Origin of the sequence: Paracoccus caeni (assembly GCF_016629665.1) — a bacterium.
Classification (GTDB): Bacteria; Pseudomonadota; Alphaproteobacteria; order Rhodobacterales; family Rhodobacteraceae; genus Paracoccus; species Paracoccus caeni.
On record NZ_JAEPRQ010000012.1, the window covers coordinates 36,461 to 54,981 of the forward strand.

Consider the following 18,521-nt stretch of genomic DNA (forward strand, 5'->3'; position numbering starts at 1 on the left):
ATGAAGGACGTTACTTGCATTGACCTTTTTTGCGGCGCCGGTGGATTGACCCACGGCCTTCAGAAAGAAGGCATCAATGTCGTAGCTGGCGTCGACATCGAGGAAAGTTGCCGACACCCTTTCGAGTTCAATAATGATGCCATTTTCATCAAAGAGGACATCAGCAAGGTGTCCGGTGCGAGACTCGACGAGCTTTTCGGAAATGGCGGGGTAAAGGTCCTTGCCGGATGTGCCCCGTGTCAGCCCTTCTCTACATATTCGCAGAGGTACGACGTGCTCAGCAGCCCACGCTGGGGGCTTCTCTATCAGTTCGACCGACTGGTGCAAGAGACGCGTCCAGACATCGTTACCATGGAGAATGTCCCGACCGTTGCGAAACACGCCGTCTTCGACGATTTCTCAGCTTCGCTCGAAAGTCAGGGATACTTCGTTCATAGAGAGGTCATTGACTGCATCAAATACGGCCTTCCCCAGACGAGGCGACGCATGGTCTTGCTTGCTTCAAAACTTGGGCCCATTCGCCCCGCCGCACCTGATCTGGAACATGCGCGAAGTGTACGTGATGCAATTGGAGATCTGCCGCCGATTTCCCATGGCGAGAGTTACGCCGCAGACCCGTTACATACCGCATCGCGGCTGTCGCCGCTAAACGTCGACCGTATTCGTGCTTCCAAGCCCGGCGGCTCTTGGCGTGATTGGCCAGAGCATCTGGTCGCCGCGTGTCATAAGAAAGATAGCGGCAAGACGTACCCTGGCGTTTACGGCAGGATGGGGTGGGACAACCCTGCGCCGACTCTGACTACTCAATATTACGGGTTCGGGAACGGACGATTTGGGCACCCGGACCAAGACAGAGCAATTTCATTGAGAGAGGGCGCGATCCTCCAAGGTTTCCCTACGACCTATTCATTCGTGCCTGAAGGCGAGCCTATTCATTTTAAATCCTTGGGTCGAATGATTGGAAACGCTGTCCCAGTAACCTTGGGCGAAGTGATTGGGCGAAGCATCATTGCCCATCTTCAGCAATTTTCTGATGCCGACCTGAATTCGGAAAGACTATCGATCAATGGCGAATGCAAGCCCCTCGTCGCCTGAGGCCAGCCGTAGAATGGCGCGCGTGCGGCAAAAGGGCACGCGAGCGGAGCTGAATCTCCGCAAGGCGCTGCATGCCCAAGGCCTGCGTTATCGGCTCCATGTTCCACTTCTGGCGAAGCCCAGACGCATCGCAGACATCGTGTTTCCTGCGACCAAGATTGCCGTGTTCGTCGATGGTTGCTTTTGGCACGGGTGTCCCGAGCATGCCTCTTGGCCGAAGAGCAACGCCGATTTCTGGCGCCAGAAAATCGAAACCAATCGCTCACGGGACGCAGACACTGACCAACGGCTGCAGGCTCTTGGGTGGGAGTCGGTTCGCATCTGGGAGCATGAAGATGCCAACCACGCCGCGAGCCGCATTGTAGAACTCGTACGCGCACGCAGAAAGAATGGGGCCCAACCATGACCATGACAGCAGACGAATTGATGGCCGCGGTAGCTCACTCTGCTACGCCGGAACCGGGCCAACTCGTCGAGGCTCGTCGTCGCCAATGGATGGTCTCGGAAGTCAACGGCGGGTCGGTCGCACCCGGTTTGCCCAAACGGCATCTCGTCCGGTTGGCCTCCATCGACGAGGATGCGCTCGGCGAAGAGATTGAGGTCCTCTGGGAGCTCGAGCCAGGAGCTCATGTCATCGAGAGGGCCGGTTTGCCTCGCTTGACCGGCTTGGACGACCCTTCGACGCTGCAAGCGTTCCTTGATGCGGTCGTATGGGGTGCAGCGACGAACGCTGATCGCGGCTATTTGCAGGCCCCATTCCGCAGCGGTGTAAGCATCGAAGATTACCAGCTGGATCCGCTCGTGCGAGCAATCGACATGGCGCGCACCAATCTTCTGATCGCCGACGACGTCGGCCTCGGCAAGACCATTGAGGCCGGGCTCGTCATTCAAGAGATGCTCCTGCGTCACCGCGCCCGCACGGTCCTCGTGCTCTGCCCTGCCTCCTTGCAGGAAAAGTGGCGAGTCGAGATGCAGGAGAAGTTCGGGCTCGAGTTCCGGATCGTCGATACGGACTATGTCAAGCGTTTGCGCCGCGAGCGCGGTCTCCACGCTAATCCGTGGACGTCTTTTCCCCGTCTGATCACCTCAATGGACTGGGCCAAACAGGGCGAAGGATTGCGCCTTCTGCGGGACGCACTGCCCCCGCATGTGAGCCATCCCAGGAAGTTCGACCTGCTCATCATCGACGAGGCTCACAACGTCGCCCCGACCGTCGGCCGCTATGCCGTCGAAAGCCTCAGGACGCGGCTTGTTCGTCTGGCCGCCCCACACTTCCAACACAAGCTGTTTCTCACGGCCACGCCGCATGACGGCTATACTGAATCCTTCACCGCGCTTCTCGAGCTTCTCGACGATCAGAGGTTCGCGAGAAATGTCCTTCCGAGTGACCCCCAGTTGACCCGCGTTATGGTCCGTCGACTAAAGAGCGATCTGGTCGACGCAAACGGCAAGCGCATCTATCCCGAGCGGAAACTTGAGGCATTGCCGGTAGAATATGAGGGCGACGAGAGGAATGCCCGGAGCCAACTCGACGCATACATCAAGAGCCGCGAAAGCGGTGCTGATGGAGGACGGGCCGTCGATCACTTCGTGCACCAGTTGCTGCGCAAACGCCTATCATCATCTCCTGCTGCTTTCGCGGCCACGCTGGAGCGGCATATAGCGACGATCGAAGGTCGCTCGGTTAGCGACCGCAGCCAGAAAAAATTCGATGACCGCATTCTTCGGCGAGCGATAGCCAAGACCGAAGAGGATTACGCGGACGACGCGCAGCGCGACGCCGCCGAGGCGGAAGCGATCGAGGAAGCAGGCAAACACGTCCGGCCACCGACCGACGAAGAACGCCGGATGCTCGACCGGCTGCGATCCTGGGCTCATCAGGCGGCTCGTCGGGCCGACGCCAAGGCCACCGCCGTACTGGATTGGCTGGCCAGACACCTGAAGGACGGTGACAGATGGACGAATGAGCGGGTGATCCTGTTCACGGAGTATCGCGCCACTCAGCAGTGGATGCAGGAGATCCTCGCATCGAACGGCTTCGGGGGCGATAGGTTGGCTCTCATCTATGGCGGCATGGACCCAAAAGAACGCGAGAGCGTGAAGGCCGCGTTCCAAGCGAACCCCTCGGAAGCCCCGGTCAGGATTTTGCTGGCGACAGATGCTGCATCAGAAGGCATCGACCTCCAGAACCATTGCCATCTGATGATTCACCTCGAAATCCCATACAACCCGAATGTAATGGAACAGCGGAACGGCCGCATCGACCGCCATGGGCAACGCGCCGGCGAAGTCGTCATATGGCATCCGGTAGATGCCGAAGGCGGCCAAGGCGACGACATCCTGCGCGCGCTCCGCAAGCTGGATGCGATGCGCGCCGACATGGGCAGCGTAAATCCAGTCATTGCGCCGCAACTACCTGATTTGCTTGAAGGACGCCGCCGTGACTTGGACACGAGAGAAGCCGAAATACGCATGGAGAAGTCTCGCCGTTTCGTGAAGGCTGAACGCGATCTTCGCGATCGTGTGGCAAAACTCCACGAACGGCTGAGCGAGACTCGACGTGAACAAAGCCTCGTGCCCGACCACATTCAGCGCGCCGTCAGCACCGCCCTTCGTCTTGCGGACAAACCTGAATTGGAACCCGTTTCCCTGACGGGCGCTCCGGATGGCACGGTTTTCCGAATGCCGCCCCTCTCGGGTTCCTGGTCCCGTTGCCTTGAGGGGCTGGAACACCCGTATACACAGAAGGTCCGCCCCATCACCTTCGACCACGATGTGGCCAAGGGACGAGATGACGTCGTCCTCATTCACCTCAACCATCGACTTGTTCAGATGAGCCTGCTGCTCTTGCGCGCGGAAATCTGGGCCCGTGACGACGTAAAGAAGCTCCACCGGGCAAGCGTGCGCTCTCTTCCGGATGGGGAAATCGAAGGACCAGCCGTGGTGGTGATGTCCCGGCTCGTCGTGACCGGCGGGAACCATCACCGCCTGCACGAGGAGCTCACGGAGGCTGGCGGCTATATGCGTGATACCGGTTTCCGACGTGAGGGGGTCACGGAAGTCCGGCGTTGGCTCGAACATTCTCAACCTGCGGCACTGTCGGATGCAACATTCGACGCCTTGAGGACACGTTTCGACAAGCAGCGTGATAACATTTTGGCGGCCGTCGATGCTCGATCCAAGGACCGTCTCCGTTTTCTGGTGAACACGATCGAGACCCGCGAGCGCAAGGAAGCCGAGGACATCCGCCAAGTTCTGGATGACCTCGAAAAGGCGCTGAAAACCGAGATCGCCGCAGAGCAAATACCCGTCCAGCTCTCACTTTTCTCAGAAGACGAACGGACGCAGCTCAAGCGCGACCTTGCAGCCCTGGAAGCACGCTTGGCCAGAATCCCGAACGAGCGCGAGCAGGAGCTGAAGGCGATCGAGGAACGGCATTCCAATGCCGTCGACCATACTTTCCCCGTGGCCGTCGTGCTGCTGGTTCCGGATTCCCTCGCTACGGAGAAGCGCAGATGAGCAACGATCATGAGTGGCTGAACCTGATCGAAGTATCAGGGCCCTTCCTCGCGGTGCCCGTGCTGCGCGACGTCTTTCCTCAAGGCCTCGAGGCGCTGCCCTCGGGACGGCCTCAGCGACTTCGTCGCACCTACGAGGAATGGCGTGATGCCGTCGACACAGACGATCTCGACCTTTCCGCGCTGCACGCGGCCTGGATAGATGATGTGCTGATAAATGCGCTCGAGATGGACGAGACGGTCCTTCGCAGGGGGCTGGCGCTGCCCGAGCAGCTGACTGTCTCATTGCCAGAACACGGGGTCAAAGTCGCGCCCGATCTGGCTATCGTGAACCCCACGAACTCCGACGAGCCGCTCCTGCTCATCCAAGTTTACGGACCCGATACTGATCTTGATGCGACGCGCCGCTTCGATGGCCTGGCGATTACCCCGGCCGATCGAATGGTCGCTCTGCTCCGGTCGACTGGATGTCCAACTGGCGTCGTCACCAATGGCGAGCGCTGGATGCTCGTCCACGCGCCAGTAGGCGCCGTGGCAAGCTTCGCGAGCTGGTATGCGCGCCTTTGGGGTCAGGAACCGGAAACGTTGCGGGCATTCGTCAGCCTGCTGGGCGTCCGCCGCTTCTTCGGCCCCGACGACGGCAAACTTCCGGCGCTTTATGAACGTTCCCTGAAGCATCAGGATGACGTTACCGAAGCGCTAGGTGAACAAGTCCGCCGCGCCGTCGAAGTGCTCGTCCAGGCTCTCGACCGCGCCGACCAGGACCGAAATCGCGAACTCTTGCGTGACGTCGATCCGCGAGAGCTCTATGAGGCAGGCCTGACCGTGATGATGCGGCTCGTGTTCTTGCTGGCTGCCGAGGAACGCGCCCTATTGCTGCTCGGCGACCCGCGTTACGACGCCTTCTATGCCATTTCTAGCCTCCGGATGCAGTTGCGCGCGGATTCCGAGGAAATCCTCGAGCGCCGTCGATCCGCTTGGTCGCGGCTGCTCGCCCTGTTTCGCGGCGTGTATGGCGGGATCGATCACCCAACCCTGCAGCTACCGGCGCTCGGAGGTTCACTGTTCGACCCGGATCGCTATCCCTTCCTCGAAGGGCGGAAGAAGGGCACGAGTTGGCGAAGCGATCCGGCCGAACCGCTGCCGATCGACGATCGCACCGTTCTCCTGCTGTTGGACGCGATCCAGATCTTCGAAGGTCGCACGCTGTCCTACCGCGCGCTCGACGTGGAACAGATCGGGCATGTCTACGAGGGCCTCCTTGAGCGCACGGTGAAGCGCGTCGATGACGTCACACTCGAACTCGATAGCGGATCGAAGGCCAAGAGCCCGCGTGTGACGCTCGGCGAAATGGAGTCGGCGCGGCTCGATGGCGCTGTTAAAGTGGGCGAACTGCTCAAAGAGCGGAGCGAACGATCGGAGTCCGCCATCCGCAACGCCCTCGGTCGGACGGCCGACGATCGCCTATCCGCACGTCTGCTCAGCGTCTGTCGTGGTGACGTTGGTCTGCGCGACCGCATTCTACCCTATGCCCCGCTACTTCGGACCGACCCCTGGGGCTATCCGCTCGTGCACCACAAGGGCGCGTTCGTCGTGGTCCTCGGTGCCGATCGGCGCGAGAGCGGTACGCACTACACGCCCAAGAGCCTGACCGAAAAGATCGTCGCGGAAACGCTGACTCCGGTTGCCTACCGTGGCCCGGCCGAAGGCAAGGCGCCCGAGGACTGGGAACTGAAGAGTGCCGAGGAGCTGCTGGACCTGAAGATCTGTGACCCTGCGATGGGGTCCGGAGCCTTTCTCGTGCAGGCTTGCCGCTGGCTCTCCGACCGTCTGGTCGAGGCCTGGGCGGCGGCCGAGGCCAACGGCAAGCGGATCGACAGCGAAGGACTCATCATCAATGATGCGACCGAGGGGTTCGACCCTTTATCGCGGGACGTCGAGGAACGCGCGATCGTCGCACGTCGACTCGTGGCGGAACGGTGCCTCTACGGCGTCGACAAGAACCCACTCGCCGTGGAACTGGCCAAGCTCTCGCTCTGGCTCACCACCATGTCCAAGGGGCGGCCCTTCGGCTTCCTCGACCACAACCTGCGCAGCGGTGACAGCCTGCTCGGGATCCATGACATCCGGCAACTGACCGAACTCAGCATGGAACCGAAAGGCTCGAAGCAGCTCAGGTTGTTCGGCCGGAGCATTCAGGCGGCTGTCGAGAAGGCCATCGAACTACGCACCCGTCTGCGCTCCATTCCCATCCGGGACATCGGAGATGTGGATGCGATGGCCGCGATAGACCTCAAGACACGAGAAGGATTGCAAAACCCGACGACAATCGCCGATGCATTCATGGGCATAATAATTAATGTGGAGCAATCGGGGGAGCAGTCAACTCGAATAGAAGCGCTGGCAGCGATTTCAGATGCCGTTGCGAATGGTGAAATTACTGCAAGAGGCATGCTACTGAGTAATGTCAGGATAGATTTAGCCAAAGATTCTCAAGATGGGATGCCTCGCAGACCGTTCCATTGGCCTCTTGAATTTCCTGAGGTGTTTCTGCCCCATAACGCTGGGTTTGACGCCATTGTAGGGAACCCTCCTTTTATGGGTGGGCGGCTGGTCGCACGAAATCTAGGGATGCGGTATCAGGAGTATCTAAAATACGTCAGAAACTTCGTTACTGGCGGACCAGATCTATGCGTCTACTTCTTTTTAAGGGCATTTTCCCTCCTAAAACGTGGCGGCACACTCGGGCTCATCGGAACAAAATCTATCTCGGAAACAGGATCGAGAACAGTTGGCCTCGATCAACTGATAGAATGTAATGGCTTCATTTATCGGGCTGATGCCCGCATGCCTTGGCCTGGAAACGCAGCAGTTTTTGTATCTACTATTTGGATTTGCAGGTGCGACTGGAATGGGCCGGTTATTTTGAATTCTAAAATGGTCAGAAAGATCAATGGCGCGTTAGAAGAGGACCGCGAACTCAGAAACCCACTCAAGCTTAAAGCTCTGAAAGGCCGTTTTTCTCAAGGCCAGAATCTTCATGGTCAGTTCGACTTAAATGAATCAGAGGTCGACCAGCTTCAGGCATTGGATCCATGCGTGCGTGAAGTCTTGCATCCCCTACACAACGGACAGGACCTCAATACGATGCCAGTTCTAACCCCCACTCGATGGGCCATCAATTTCAAAGATATGGCCGAACAAGAGGCGCGTAAGTTTGGCCCGGCCTTCGCTAGAGTGGAGAATTTGGTAAAACCGTTCCGTCAGTCTCTTACCGGACAGATTCATCAACGTGACTTCTGGAAATACTGGGACATTCGCCCAAAGCTTCTTGAAGAGTTTTCCATTCATCAAGAGGTCTTGGCGACCGCTATGGTAACTAAATATGTTTCATTTCGGAGAGTTCCTACTTCAAACGTCTACACTCACAAAACAATCATCGTCTTCATGTACGACTGGTGGGAGTTTGCTTGCCTACAATCTAGCCTTCATCAGGAGTGGGCATTTTGGACCTGCGGCACTCTTGGCGCCTCCACGTTGAGCTATTCGACTTCCTCTGCGCTGGAGACCTGGCCAATGCCAGAAGTTAGCAAATACTCTAGCTGCTTGTCTGATATTGGCGCATCATATAACTCTCTTCGAGAAGAAATGCTTCAAGCCGATTCAATCGGGCTTACCCAGCTCTACAATCGTTTTCACTCCCCGGAATTTAAAGGCGACAAGCTTGACCAGCTCCGCGATCTGCACCGCGATATGGATCAGGCCGTATTGCTGGCTTATGGATGGGAAGACATTGCGCTTGAGCATGGCTTTCATGAAGTCACTTATCTACCGGAAAAAGACCGGGTGCGGTTCACGCTCTCCGAGCGTGCACGGCTCGAAGTGCTGCGACGCCTTGCTGACTTAAATCATCAAAGATTTGAAGAAGAAGTCGAGCAAGGTCTGCATGGGAAAGGAGCACAAGGAAAAGGAGCACAAGGAAATGCCATTGTGAGACTCCGTTCTCGTGAAAAATCCGCTCAGAAATCCTTCGATCTGGAAGGCGAGTCCGCGCTCGCGCCGAAGGTTGCGGGAAACCCAGATCGCGCGACTGAAGCGATCAGGGCATTTCTCAAAGCTCAACGCTCTTGGATGAGCAAGTCAGACATTCTTGCGAATGTCGACATCCCGGATGGCCAGTGGAATACCGCCATCAATGATCTGTTGGCGCGCGGCACCGTCGAACGTCTAGGCGAACGTCGTGGCGCTCGCTACCGCATTTCCGAGAGTGATTTAAAATGACCGAGTTGATCGAACAGACCGCCCCCCAGAATGTTGCGTGGATCCTCCGCTGCGAGCCTGCCATCAACGGACGTGCACTCCGGATTGAACTCGGCCCGACCGACGAAACCGCCGTCGCTCCTGGTGACTGGGCAGTCGTCGTAGGGTCCGACCATGCGGTGAGGATCGTCGGACGCATTCTGCGTGTTCGATCAGATACCGGCGGTCGCACCATATATTTCGACCAGGCTCAAGCCGTTGACCCGGCAGTTCCCCTGACCACGCTCGGCCTGACCGCGCCGAGCGCACCGGCGACACGGTTGCCATGGGGTAATTTCCTTCGTGTCCTTCCCTCGCTCGGCGTTGCTTCACCCGACGCGGTGCCGCTGATCCAGGACGTGGCCTACGTTCGCGATCTTCTCGAGGTCTCGGTACGGGACGATCTGCTCGGCCCAGCGGAAGGGCCGCACGAGCTGATCAAGGACATGAGCGTCCGCGATCGCTATCTGGTCGGCAAGCTCGCACCCCGACGCCCGAGTGACGATCAGGCCGCGCAGGTGGAACCGGCCTCCGGTGCCGATGAGGCGGGCGACCTCGAGGAAGAGCGGGCCGCACCGCTGCACGAGCCCGGGGCGGAGTTCCCGACTGCCACCGGCCGGGTGGAGCCCGAAGACGACGCGCTCGACGAGATCGACACGACCAACAACCAGTCTCTGGTGCCATCAAGCATGGGACTGACCTTCTGCGTCGCCGCAGACGTTCAAACGTTGGCGGTAGACGCTCGGTGGGGGCGTTACGAGCGGGTCCCCAATTCTGAGCACGACATCACCAAGACCCGGCGCAATCGCCAGACCGGCCGAGAAGAACAGGTGAAGGTCAAGGTATGGCAGCGCGTCCCGTGTGGCGGTGTCGTCCCCCTGCCGTTGATCGATGGACCGCTCCCCCCGTCTATCCCCGACCCCGAACAACCGGATGTTAGGCTTCAAGGCACGGTTCGAACGAACAACAAGGGTGAGCGTCTCGTCACTCTGTTCCTCGTGAACGGACAGCTGGAGCCCGAGGACAACAAGGATAGCGCCTGGCTCTTCCAGCCCGAGATCACCGTCGAGGCCGCTGAAGATCAGGATGACAAATCGGTCTTCCGGCGTCGCCCCTCCAACGAAGTGGTCGTCGATGACCCCGAACGCGACCGGCTCGCCCTCATCTATCGCAACCGCTTGGAGTTCTCGGTTGGACACGGCGTTTCCGTTCACGCCGATACGACTTCAGACGACCCGACGAAAGCGCACCGCGTCCGAACCGAGATCATCCCGCGCTACGAAGTAGCCGTGACCGAAACGCCCGGCCTCGATCCCAGGGATCGCCCAGCCATGCGACGCATGGTCGACGAGGGCTGGCTCGACATGACGCGGCTGGCGGAGATGGCGCCGGACGCACTGCGCGACGCCCTTTCGTGTCTCGTCGACGACTACGCCGTTTGGATCGGCGAACAGAATATCCGGTTAAGTGCGGAGATCACCGGCTTCGATGATCCAGGTAAAGATGTCATCGAGCGCTGCCAAGAGATCCTGTGTCGTCTACGAGATGGGATGGAAACACTCTTTGCTGATCCGAAGGCGCTGGAGGCATTCCGCTTCGCCAACCGCTCCATGGCGATGCAGCGCGTCCGAAGCATCTACGCCCTGAAGCGCAGACGGAACGAGACCGTCGACGTGGGCACATTGGACGTGCCCAAGAACAGGTCTTGGCGCCCGTTCCAGCTGGCATTCCTGCTGCTATCGATCCCGTCCCTGGCCGATCCCGCTCATCCAGACCGGACGAAGCCGGTCGAGGCGTTCGCGGACCTCCTGTGGTTCCCGACGGGTGGCGGGAAGACCGAAGCCTATCTCGGTGTGGCGGCCTTCGCCATGGCCATGCGTCGCTTGAAAAGTGATCTGGGCGGCCTCGACGCATCACGCGGTCTCGCTGTCATCATGCGCTACACACTGCGCCTTCTGACGCTACAGCAATTCCAGCGAGCCACGACGCTGCTCTGCGCAATGGAGGTCATCCGTCGTGCAGACGACAAGATCTGGGGCACGGAACCTTTCACACTCGGCCTCTGGGTCGGCAATCGTGTTACGCCGGGCACTACCGAGGCGTCACACCAGGCTGTCGAGGCCATTCGAAACAACGACCGCAACAAGTCAGGCATTGCATCACCAGCGCAGCTGACGAGCTGCCCTTGGTGTGGTTCGGAGATTTCAGGCGGGCGCGACATAGAGGTCGACAGGATTGCGGGCCGGACATTGCTTCACTGCGGCGATAAGCTCGGCAGCTGCGATTTCTCGAAGGCCAAATCCAGCGGGCAGCCCCATCCGGGTCTTCCTGTGAAAGTCGTCGACGAGGAAATCTATCACCGCCCGCCGACGATGATGATCGCAACCGTGGACAAGTTCGCGATGATGGCGTGGCGCCCCGAGGTTCGGAATCTTTTCGGCCGCGTGGAGCAGGAATGCGGGCGACATGGTTTGCTCTGGCCGAGTCACGACTGTGGTACCGGGCACAGAGCAAGGGGGATGTATCCGGCTGCCAGTGTGAAGCCGGTTCGCGCAATCCGACCGCCAGATCTGATCATCCAGGACGAATTCCACCTCATCAGCGGTCCGTTGGGCACCATGGTGGGGCTTTACGAAACGGCCGTCGACGAGCTGAGCAGTTGGGCTCTGGGCGACAAGAAGGTCCGCCCAAAGGTCGTCGCTTCGACAGCCACCGTACGGCGGGCCGACGACCAGGTGCGTAATGTGTTCATGCGCCGCATTTCCGTGTTTCCGCCTTCCGGCCTGGACGTCGAGGACAATTTCTTCTCGGTCCAGAGATCTATCGGCGAGAAGCCGGGCCGACGGTACATGGGAATCTGCGCACCCGGCAGCTCCCGCCCTGCGGTTCTGATCAGGACCTACACGGCATTCCTCACCGCCGCACAGGCGCTGTTTGACCGGTTCGGCCCGGTTGCCGACCCCTACATGACCCTCGTAGGCTACTTCAATTCGCTGCGAGAGCTCGGTGGGATGAAGCGTTTGGCGGAAGACGACGTCCAAACGCGATCCTTCCGTGTCGAAATGAGCTTGGTGGACCGGCCCGGGCTTTCGCAGCGTAGAGTGGAGGAAATCAGCGAACTAACTTCTCGCGTCTCTAGCCAAGACATTCCTCGATACCTTGACCGGCTCGAGGTCCCCTTCGACGGCATGTTCGACCCGTCACTTGAAAAGTGGGTAAACAACAGGAACCCCGGAGATGCCCGGCCAATCGATGCAGTTCTTGCAACGAACATGCTGTCTGTCGGTGTCGACGTGAATCGTCTCGGTGTCATGGTGGTAAATGGTCAACCGAAGGGCACGGCAGAGTACATTCAGGCAACCAGCCGTGTTGGCCGGACACCGCCGGGCCTCGTAGCCACCGTGCTGACATGGGCACGGCCTCGTGATCTGTCGCACTATGAGACCTTCGAGCATTATCACGCGACCTTCTATCAACATGTCGAGGCCCAGTCCGTAACCCCGTTCTCTCCGCGAGCTCTGGATCGCGGTCTCACAGGGGCAATGCTCTCCATCATGCGCCACGCCTATGACCCCTTTGCACCCAATGACGGCGCTGGCGCCATGAACAGCCCCAGTCGCAATGAAATGCTGGAAACGGTAGGCGCCGTCGCTGCCCGGACGTGGGAAGTGACCGAGGACTCGCAAAAGAAGAAGCTCACTGAAGACGCGATGAAGAGTCGTGCTGACGATTGGGCTAAAGAATCTGGCGTCGGTGGCCGCACGCTCGTCTATCAAAAGCATGGCGCGGGCCCCACATCCTATCCGCTCCTGTCAGTGCCGGGAACAAAGCCTTGGACCAATTGGACGGTTCCAATGTCCATGCGCGAAGTCGAGCCAGGAGTTCGGCTCGTAATGGAAGACGACCGCTCGACAAGTGATCCGACTTGGCGCCCGCGGGTGACGCAGCCCGAGGAGGATCAGCAATGAGTAGGACACCCGTAGGAGAAATTCGTCCGAGCCAGTTGCTTTGGACTTATGGACCAGGCGCCCTCATCGACCTACCGAATATGTCGGTTGTCACGATGGGGATCGACCGCTGGGAAAAAGATAGGTGCCAGCCGATTCAAGATGCTCGTTTGCTCGCCAATGTCAGAAGCGTGCTCGGGCCTCAGGTCGAGTCGCTGCGCATGCCACCCGTGGGCGAGAGGGAAATCACAGACCCGTTTTCGGCGGCGGCCCTGATCGGCGTGCCGGTTAAGCCCTTCCCTCGATGGCTTCGCTGCGTCAAATGCGGTTTGCTTTCGCCCTATGACGCAGGCTTGTTCAAGCTGAAGGAAAATAGATACCGTCCCGAGCTGACGCGTTTTGTTCATGAAGGGTGCCGGGGGTCAAACAACGATCAACAGGCCAGGGATGCGGACGCTGTTCCGGCGCGCTTCCTGATGGCTTGTCGCGCCGGTCATTTGGATGACTTTGCCTGGCACTGGTTCGTTCACGGTGGGCCCAGTACCTGCCGTGCAACACTGAGGTTCTTCGAGAGCGGAGCTTCGCTGCAGACTGAAAACCTCTGGGTCAAATGCGATGGCTGCGGTGCATCCAAGAATATGTCACAGGCTTTCGGTCAAGCAGGACGCGACAATTTACCAGCCTGTCGTGGCCGACACCCGCATATCGACCGCTACGACGATGATTGTGCCAATGATCCTCGGGCCATCCTCCTAGGCGCGACCAACAGCTGGTTTCCGGTTACGCTTTCGGTCCTCGCCATCCCGCAAGTCGGAAGCCCTCTTGCGCAACTCGTCGCGGACGGTTGGACATTCTTTGACGACGTCGCCTCAGCAGCGGAAGTGGCGTTTGTCGTCAAGACGCTGAGAAAGACCGCTCAGTTGCCAGGCATCGAGCAATTCACTGACGAGCAAATCTGGTCTGCTATTGAAAACCATCGCAACGGCGGATCGGACGTCGATCAGCGTGACCTGAAAGGACCAGAATGGGACGTGCTCACCGCTGAGAATCCTCCCACCGATTATCCCCATTTCATGAGTACGAAAGTTGGGATTCCCACGGGCTTCGGTTCGGCAATCAAACGCGTGCTGCTCTTGGAGCGGCTACGTGAGGTAAATGCCCTTCTTGGATTCACGAGGGTCGAGTCCCCCGACGAGGGCACAGGAGACCAGGCCGCCCCGCGAGCGCCTCTCGCGCGTGCAGCGCCGAATTGGGTGCCCGCGACTCAAGTTCACGGTGAAGGGGTTTTCATTCGCTTCGACACGGATGCTTTGAAGGCTTGGGCAGATAAAGACCCTGTAAAAGCTCTCGATTCGCGGCTCCGACAAGGTCATCGCGGCTGGCGCCAAAAGAGGAATCTGGATCCAAACGAAGGTTATCCAGGGGTGCGCTATGTCATGCTGCACACTCTAGCCCACATGCTGATCCGGGAGTTGGCGTTGGAATGCGGATACAATGCCGCTAGTATTCGTGAGCGCATTTATGCAGACGTAGATGACGGCAGGGATCAAGCCGGGTTTCTTATTTATACGGCCGCTGCGGACTCGGATGGAACTCTCGGTGGTCTCGTGGAGCTCGGGAAGCCTGAGAATCTCGGAAGGCTTCTGCGCCAAACTCTGGATCGCGCCCACATCTGCGCCTCGGACCCACTCTGTGCAGAACACGACCCAAGCAAGGACCAGTCTCTTCACGGAGCAGCATGTCACGCCTGTTCGTTCGTCTCTGAGACGTCATGTGAGCGAGGGAACCGCCACCTTGATCGCGCGCTTGTCGTACCCACGCTCGAAAACCCCGATGCGGCATTCTTCGGGAGCATTTGATGGATGCCTTGCTGATTGCTGCCGCAGACCTCGTGACCCTGTTGTCACCCTCTAGGATTGAAGCCCTCGCTGCTCGTGTCCGCAGATCGGACGCGACAGGGAGTGTTGGGGGCCTGCGCCAACTTGCGACGACTCCGCCAGCTCGAGCAGCGCTTGATCGCCTTATCACTGTTTGGGAACAGTCCGACATCTCACGAGATGTACTCGCCGGAATACTGATCGGAGCGACTTTCGCCCGAGAGAAGTCACAGCGAGAGAGTACAGTCGAGCTTGTCTGGACAGGTCCGACTACGCCATTCGTTCCTACCCGGCGCACCGAACAGGTCCTTCTAGACATCATCGGTCTAGCGCAAAGCGACCTCTTTCTCGTGAGCTTCGTGGTCTACGACGTTTCTTCGGTCGTAGACGCGTTGAATGCGGCGTCAAATCGCGGCGTCAACATTCATATTCTTTTGGAAACGTCATCAAATCACGGGGGCAGCCTATCTGTCGATCCGATTGCGACCATGCGGCGTTATGTGCCTTCGGCAGCGCTATTTGTTTGGACTGAGCGACCGCCACCTTTCACCGAGGGGAGAGTTCATGCGAAAGTTGCGGTAGCAGACGGGAAAGCCGCGTTTCTGACCAGCGCAAATCTCACTGGACATGCCTTAGAAAAGAATATGGAAGCGGGCGTCGTGATCAACGGTGGGCATGTGCCAACAGGGCTTCGCGCGCACCTCCATGCGTTGATTGAAACCAAGGTCATCCGCAAAATCTAGTCCATTCAAATCGGCCAAGTTTGACGATTACTTGGCACGTAAGTCAATAATCCGTCTCGACATACACCCCCGAGCAATCATAGGCGACCGCCGCCGCCGTGGCGCCGTTGTGCATGAAATTGCGCGGGCGTAGGAGTTGCGTTGCGATGGGGATATCGGTGTCGAGCATGACCTCTACCACCGCCCCGCTGACCTCCTCACGACCCGGACGCCGATCTCACCGATGTGAACTGCACCGGGTTTGCCGGAGGCTGATTTCAATTAGTTACGCGGCCATGTCTTCAGTTTCCAGAGCGGCGTAGAAGTTTGCTTCAGCTTCCGCCGGGGGAATATTCCCAATCGGCTCGAGCAGGCGGCGGTTGTTGAACCAGTCGACCCATTCGAGGGTGGCGTATTCGACGGCTTCGAAGGTGTGAGCTACTCCCCGGAAATCGGACAGTGACGGAAGCTACGATCTGACCTTTGCTGGTCTCCAAGGACGAGGAGATCAGGAATGCGGAAACGCAGGAACCATGACGCGGGCTTCAAGGCTCGGGTTGCGCTTGAGGCCGTGAAGGGCGAGCGGACGGTGTCGGAGCTGGCCGCCGACTATGGCGTGCATCCGACGATGATCCATCAATGGAAGAAAGCTTTGCTCGACGGGGCGGCGGACATCTTCGAGCGCGGCGGCAAGAAGCCTGTGATGGAGGTCGACGAGGAGACGGTCCGGTCGCTGCATGCCAAGATCGGAGAGCTGGCTGTCGCCAACGATTTTTTGTCGCGAAAGCTCAAGCCGTGGACCGGCAAGTGAGGCGGGACATGATCGAGCGGAACCACCCGGCGCTGTCAATCGGGGCGCAGTGCCGCCTGCTGTCGATCTCACGCTCGTCTTTCTACCACGAGCCGGCTGGAGAGACGGATCATAACCTCGGGCTGATGCGGTTGATCGACCGGCAATTCCTCGACACGCCTTTCTATGGGGTTCGCCAGATGACCTGGCACCTGCAGAACGAGGGGCATGGCGTGAACCAAAAGCGCATCCGACGGCTGATGCGCCTCATGCGCTTGATGCCGATCTACCAGAAGCCCAACACCAGCAAGCCGAGGAAGGGGCACAAGACCTATCCCTATCTGTTGGGCGGGCTGCGCGTGGATCGCCCCGGCCAGGTCTGGTGCGCCGACATCACCTATCTGCCGATGCGGCGGGGGTTCCTGTATCTGGTCGCCATCATGGACTGGTTCACGCGCAAGGTTCTGGCCTGGCGCATATCGAACACGCTCGAGGCCGACTTTTGCGTCGAGGCACTGAACGAGGCCATCCACCGGTTCGGCGCGCCCGGGATCATGAATACCGATCAGGGTAGCCAGTTCACGTCCTTCGCCTGGACCGACCGGCTGAAGCGCGTCGGCACGCGCATCTCGATGGACGGCAAGGGGCGGTGCATCGACAACGTCTTTATCGAGCGCCTATGGCGGTCCCTGAAATACGAATGCGTCTACCTGCACGCCTGGGAGACCGGGTCGCAGGCAAAGGCCGCCATCGGGTCTTGGATCACATTCTACAACCATCGGCGGCCACACACTGCCCATGGCGGGCTGCCCCCCGCCGTGGTCTACTTCAACACCATTGAAACCGATCAGCAGGCGCAGGCAGTAGCTTAAATATCCCCGAAAACTGTCCAAGGATCGGGGAGTAGCTCAGTCGAAACCTGTATCGTCGAAGCACAAACAGGAAAAGCGAACCGGATCAACCAACAAATACTGGATTCCGATCTACGGGAGTGCTTCCAGAATATATATGCTGTAACAGAACTGGAAAAAGCAATGCATGCTGCCAATTTCGATGGTGAAATGCCTGCCCTTGATGCCGGAGAGCTTGATCTCTGGATACACGCTCTACAGCGAAATGATGTTTGGTTTCTTTGCGGCCCTGATCGCGCCAGCATGAAGTTCGGTTGTCAGGCAGGTCAAAAAGACAAACTGGTCTCCTTGGAGCAAGCGCTTTCAAAGCTGAATATCGGCGCCGCCAATCTCAAGGCACACTACCAGGAACGCTGGCTTAGTGATGTTAAGGTAAAGTTCACGCTCGGATTGCACTAATTAGCTTCTGATCTTGGTCGCATCTCAACAAAAACTCGCCTGAAAGGACCTCGCGGTCAGCGAGACATGCTTGTCCAGCGGCGGGTGCAGCTCAAACGCTTTCGGCTCGCGCGCGAAGTTCCAGAGCCGGAACAGGGACCATTCCGAACGCCGCTCCTCGGCTACGTCCAGCTCGTTGCGGCTGATGTGGAAAGGGGTGCGTTCCCAGCCATTCGTCGTCTTCACCTCAATCAGGCGCAGACGGCCATCCGGCGCGAAGCTGGCAATATCGTAGCCGGCACCATCGCCATCCTCCTCTGACACCCACCTGACCTTGCGCGCAAGATCATCGCGGCCCGCTGATTTCAGGGCTGCACGTTCATGCGCCAGGACGCGCTCCTCACCGGCCCGGCCGAGGGCGCGGTTTCGTTCGTCTCTCGCCGCGACATCGAATTTGCGGGCGATGTGCAGTATCTGCTCCAGTTCCTGTGGCGGCGGCTGGTTCGGCAACGTGGGCGGCTGCCCGATCCAGATCGGCCGCACCTCCGCGAGGCCAGTCGGCGCTCCTGTACACGAATGGCGGCCAAGCCATGCCGAATCCAGCGCCAGCCATCGTGCCACGGCATCCACCAGCGTCATCTGGAAATTGAAGGCAGGCTTGTAGCCCGGGATCCAGTCCTCACCGAGCCCCTTCAGCACGGCGCTGATGTTCTGGTGCTTGAATTCGACCGATCCATCAGACCGATCATTCAACAGCGGCAGAAGCCCACGTCGGTGCTCGGCTTTGTTGTAGGCGCGGCCAGAGACGTCGTCTGCCAGCATCGCGAAGTAATCCGCGACGATCAGGTCGTTCTCTTGATCTGTCCAGGGCCCGTTCGGCATTGCGCCAGGCTAGGGGCGGAAACTGCGTTTGTCATCAGAGACTTCGCGCAGGACTCCCAAGACCTACCCACGACCACGCCACCTGTGTCGGGTCTCCGTCGG

11 protein-coding genes and 1 pseudogene are annotated in these 18,521 nt (G+C 59.1%); 9 read left to right on the forward strand and 3 right to left on the reverse strand.

Annotated elements, in window-relative coordinates; all coding sequences use genetic code 11:
• Genes JJJ17_RS19350 through drmC form a run of 7 tightly spaced genes read left to right on the forward strand, consistent with a single transcriptional unit; the run spans window position 1 to window position 15,479 of the window.
• The gene (locus JJJ17_RS19350) at window positions 1–1,095 is read left to right on the forward strand and encodes a DNA cytosine methyltransferase (RefSeq protein WP_200689412.1); all 1,095 of its coding nucleotides are present in this window, start codon (window positions 1–3) and stop codon (window positions 1,093–1,095) included.
• Window positions 1,067–1,501, forward strand: a complete 435-nt coding sequence (locus JJJ17_RS19355) for a very short patch repair endonuclease (protein ID WP_200689414.1) — start codon at window positions 1,067–1,069, stop codon at window positions 1,499–1,501. Before JJJ17_RS19350 ends, JJJ17_RS19355 begins: the two co-directional genes overlap by 29 nt.
• Window positions 1,498–4,614: a DISARM system SNF2-like helicase DrmD gene (drmD, locus tag JJJ17_RS19360; RefSeq protein WP_234464221.1), complete on the forward strand. Its 3,117-nt coding sequence runs from the start codon at window positions 1,498–1,500 to the stop codon at window positions 4,612–4,614. Before JJJ17_RS19355 ends, drmD begins: the two co-directional genes overlap by 4 nt.
• Window positions 4,611–8,894 (forward strand): Eco57I restriction-modification methylase domain-containing protein, encoded by a 4,284-nt coding sequence (locus tag JJJ17_RS19365; RefSeq protein ID WP_200689415.1) that lies wholly within the window; start codon window positions 4,611–4,613, stop codon window positions 8,892–8,894. The genes drmD and JJJ17_RS19365 overlap by 4 nt, the downstream gene beginning before the upstream one ends.
• A complete protein-coding gene (drmA, locus tag JJJ17_RS19370) occupies window positions 8,891–12,880 on the forward strand; it encodes a DISARM system helicase DrmA (protein ID WP_200689416.1) in 3,990 nt (1,329 codons plus the stop codon). Before JJJ17_RS19365 ends, drmA begins: the two co-directional genes overlap by 4 nt.
• Window positions 12,877–14,718 (forward strand): DUF1998 domain-containing protein, encoded by a 1,842-nt coding sequence (gene drmB, locus JJJ17_RS19375; RefSeq protein WP_200689417.1) that lies wholly within the window; start codon window positions 12,877–12,879, stop codon window positions 14,716–14,718. The genes drmA and drmB overlap by 4 nt, the downstream gene beginning before the upstream one ends.
• A complete protein-coding gene (drmC, locus tag JJJ17_RS19380; RefSeq protein WP_200689418.1) occupies window positions 14,718–15,479 on the forward strand; it encodes a DISARM system phospholipase D-like protein DrmC in 762 nt (253 codons plus the stop codon). The genes drmB and drmC overlap by 1 nt, the downstream gene beginning before the upstream one ends.
• 43 nt (window positions 15,480–15,522) lie before the next feature.
• Here drmC and JJJ17_RS20605 read toward each other — a convergent pair whose 3' ends face one another.
• Window positions 15,523–15,648 carry a hypothetical protein gene (locus JJJ17_RS20605; RefSeq protein ID WP_267911172.1) on the reverse strand — a complete coding sequence of 42 codons (126 nt, stop codon included), beginning with the start codon at window positions 15,646–15,648 and terminating at the stop codon, window positions 15,523–15,525.
• A 96-nt stretch (window positions 15,649–15,744) separates the two neighbouring features.
• Window positions 15,745–15,891: pseudogene (locus JJJ17_RS19385) on the reverse strand (IS3 family transposase); the annotation flags it as partial.
• An 81-nt stretch (window positions 15,892–15,972) separates the two neighbouring features.
• On the opposite strand from JJJ17_RS19385, the gene JJJ17_RS19390 reads away from it, so the two are divergent.
• Together JJJ17_RS19390 and JJJ17_RS19395 are read left to right on the forward strand one after the other, a co-directional pair.
• Window positions 15,973–17,120 (forward strand): IS3 family transposase gene (locus tag JJJ17_RS19390; protein WP_407673383.1). Its coding sequence is split into 2 segments (ribosomal slippage): window positions 15,973–16,228 and window positions 16,228–17,120, totalling 1,149 coding nucleotides; the frame shifts between segments, so codons are not numbered across the junction.
• A 162-nt stretch (window positions 17,121–17,282) separates the two neighbouring features.
• Window positions 17,283–17,558: a hypothetical protein gene (locus JJJ17_RS19395; protein ID WP_200689419.1), complete on the forward strand. Its 276-nt coding sequence runs from the start codon at window positions 17,283–17,285 to the stop codon at window positions 17,556–17,558.
• Window positions 17,559–17,582: 24 nt separating this feature from the next.
• Here JJJ17_RS19395 and JJJ17_RS19400 read toward each other — a convergent pair whose 3' ends face one another.
• Window positions 17,583–18,419 (reverse strand): DUF3883 domain-containing protein, encoded by an 837-nt coding sequence (locus tag JJJ17_RS19400; RefSeq protein WP_200689420.1) that lies wholly within the window; start codon window positions 18,417–18,419, stop codon window positions 17,583–17,585.
• Between the last annotated feature and the right edge of the window lie 102 nt (window positions 18,420–18,521).

Bases quoted from the DNA above. Each gene is read 5' to 3' on its own strand.
- JJJ17_RS19400 (WP_200689420.1), bottom strand. From the start codon at position 18,419: ATGCCGAACGGGCCCTGGACAGATCAAGAGAACGACCTGATCGTCGCG.
- JJJ17_RS19350 (WP_200689412.1), top strand. From the start codon at position 1: ATGAAGGACGTTACTTGCATTGACCTTTTTTGCGGCGCCGGTGGATTG.
- drmD (WP_234464221.1), top strand. From the start codon at position 1,498: ATGACCATGACAGCAGACGAATTGATGGCCGCGGTAGCTCACTCTGCT.
- drmC (WP_200689418.1), top strand. From the start codon at position 14,718: ATGGATGCCTTGCTGATTGCTGCCGCAGACCTCGTGACCCTGTTGTCA.
- drmA (WP_200689416.1), top strand. From the start codon at position 8,891: ATGACCGAGTTGATCGAACAGACCGCCCCCCAGAATGTTGCGTGGATC.
- JJJ17_RS19365 (WP_200689415.1), top strand. From the start codon at position 4,611: ATGAGCAACGATCATGAGTGGCTGAACCTGATCGAAGTATCAGGGCCC.
- JJJ17_RS19355 (WP_200689414.1), top strand. From the start codon at position 1,067: ATGGCGAATGCAAGCCCCTCGTCGCCTGAGGCCAGCCGTAGAATGGCG.
- JJJ17_RS20605 (WP_267911172.1), bottom strand. From the start codon at position 15,648: ATGCTCGACACCGATATCCCCATCGCAACGCAACTCCTACGCCCGCGC.
- drmB (WP_200689417.1), top strand. From the start codon at position 12,877: ATGAGTAGGACACCCGTAGGAGAAATTCGTCCGAGCCAGTTGCTTTGG.
- JJJ17_RS19395 (WP_200689419.1), top strand. From the start codon at position 17,283: ATGCATGCTGCCAATTTCGATGGTGAAATGCCTGCCCTTGATGCCGGA.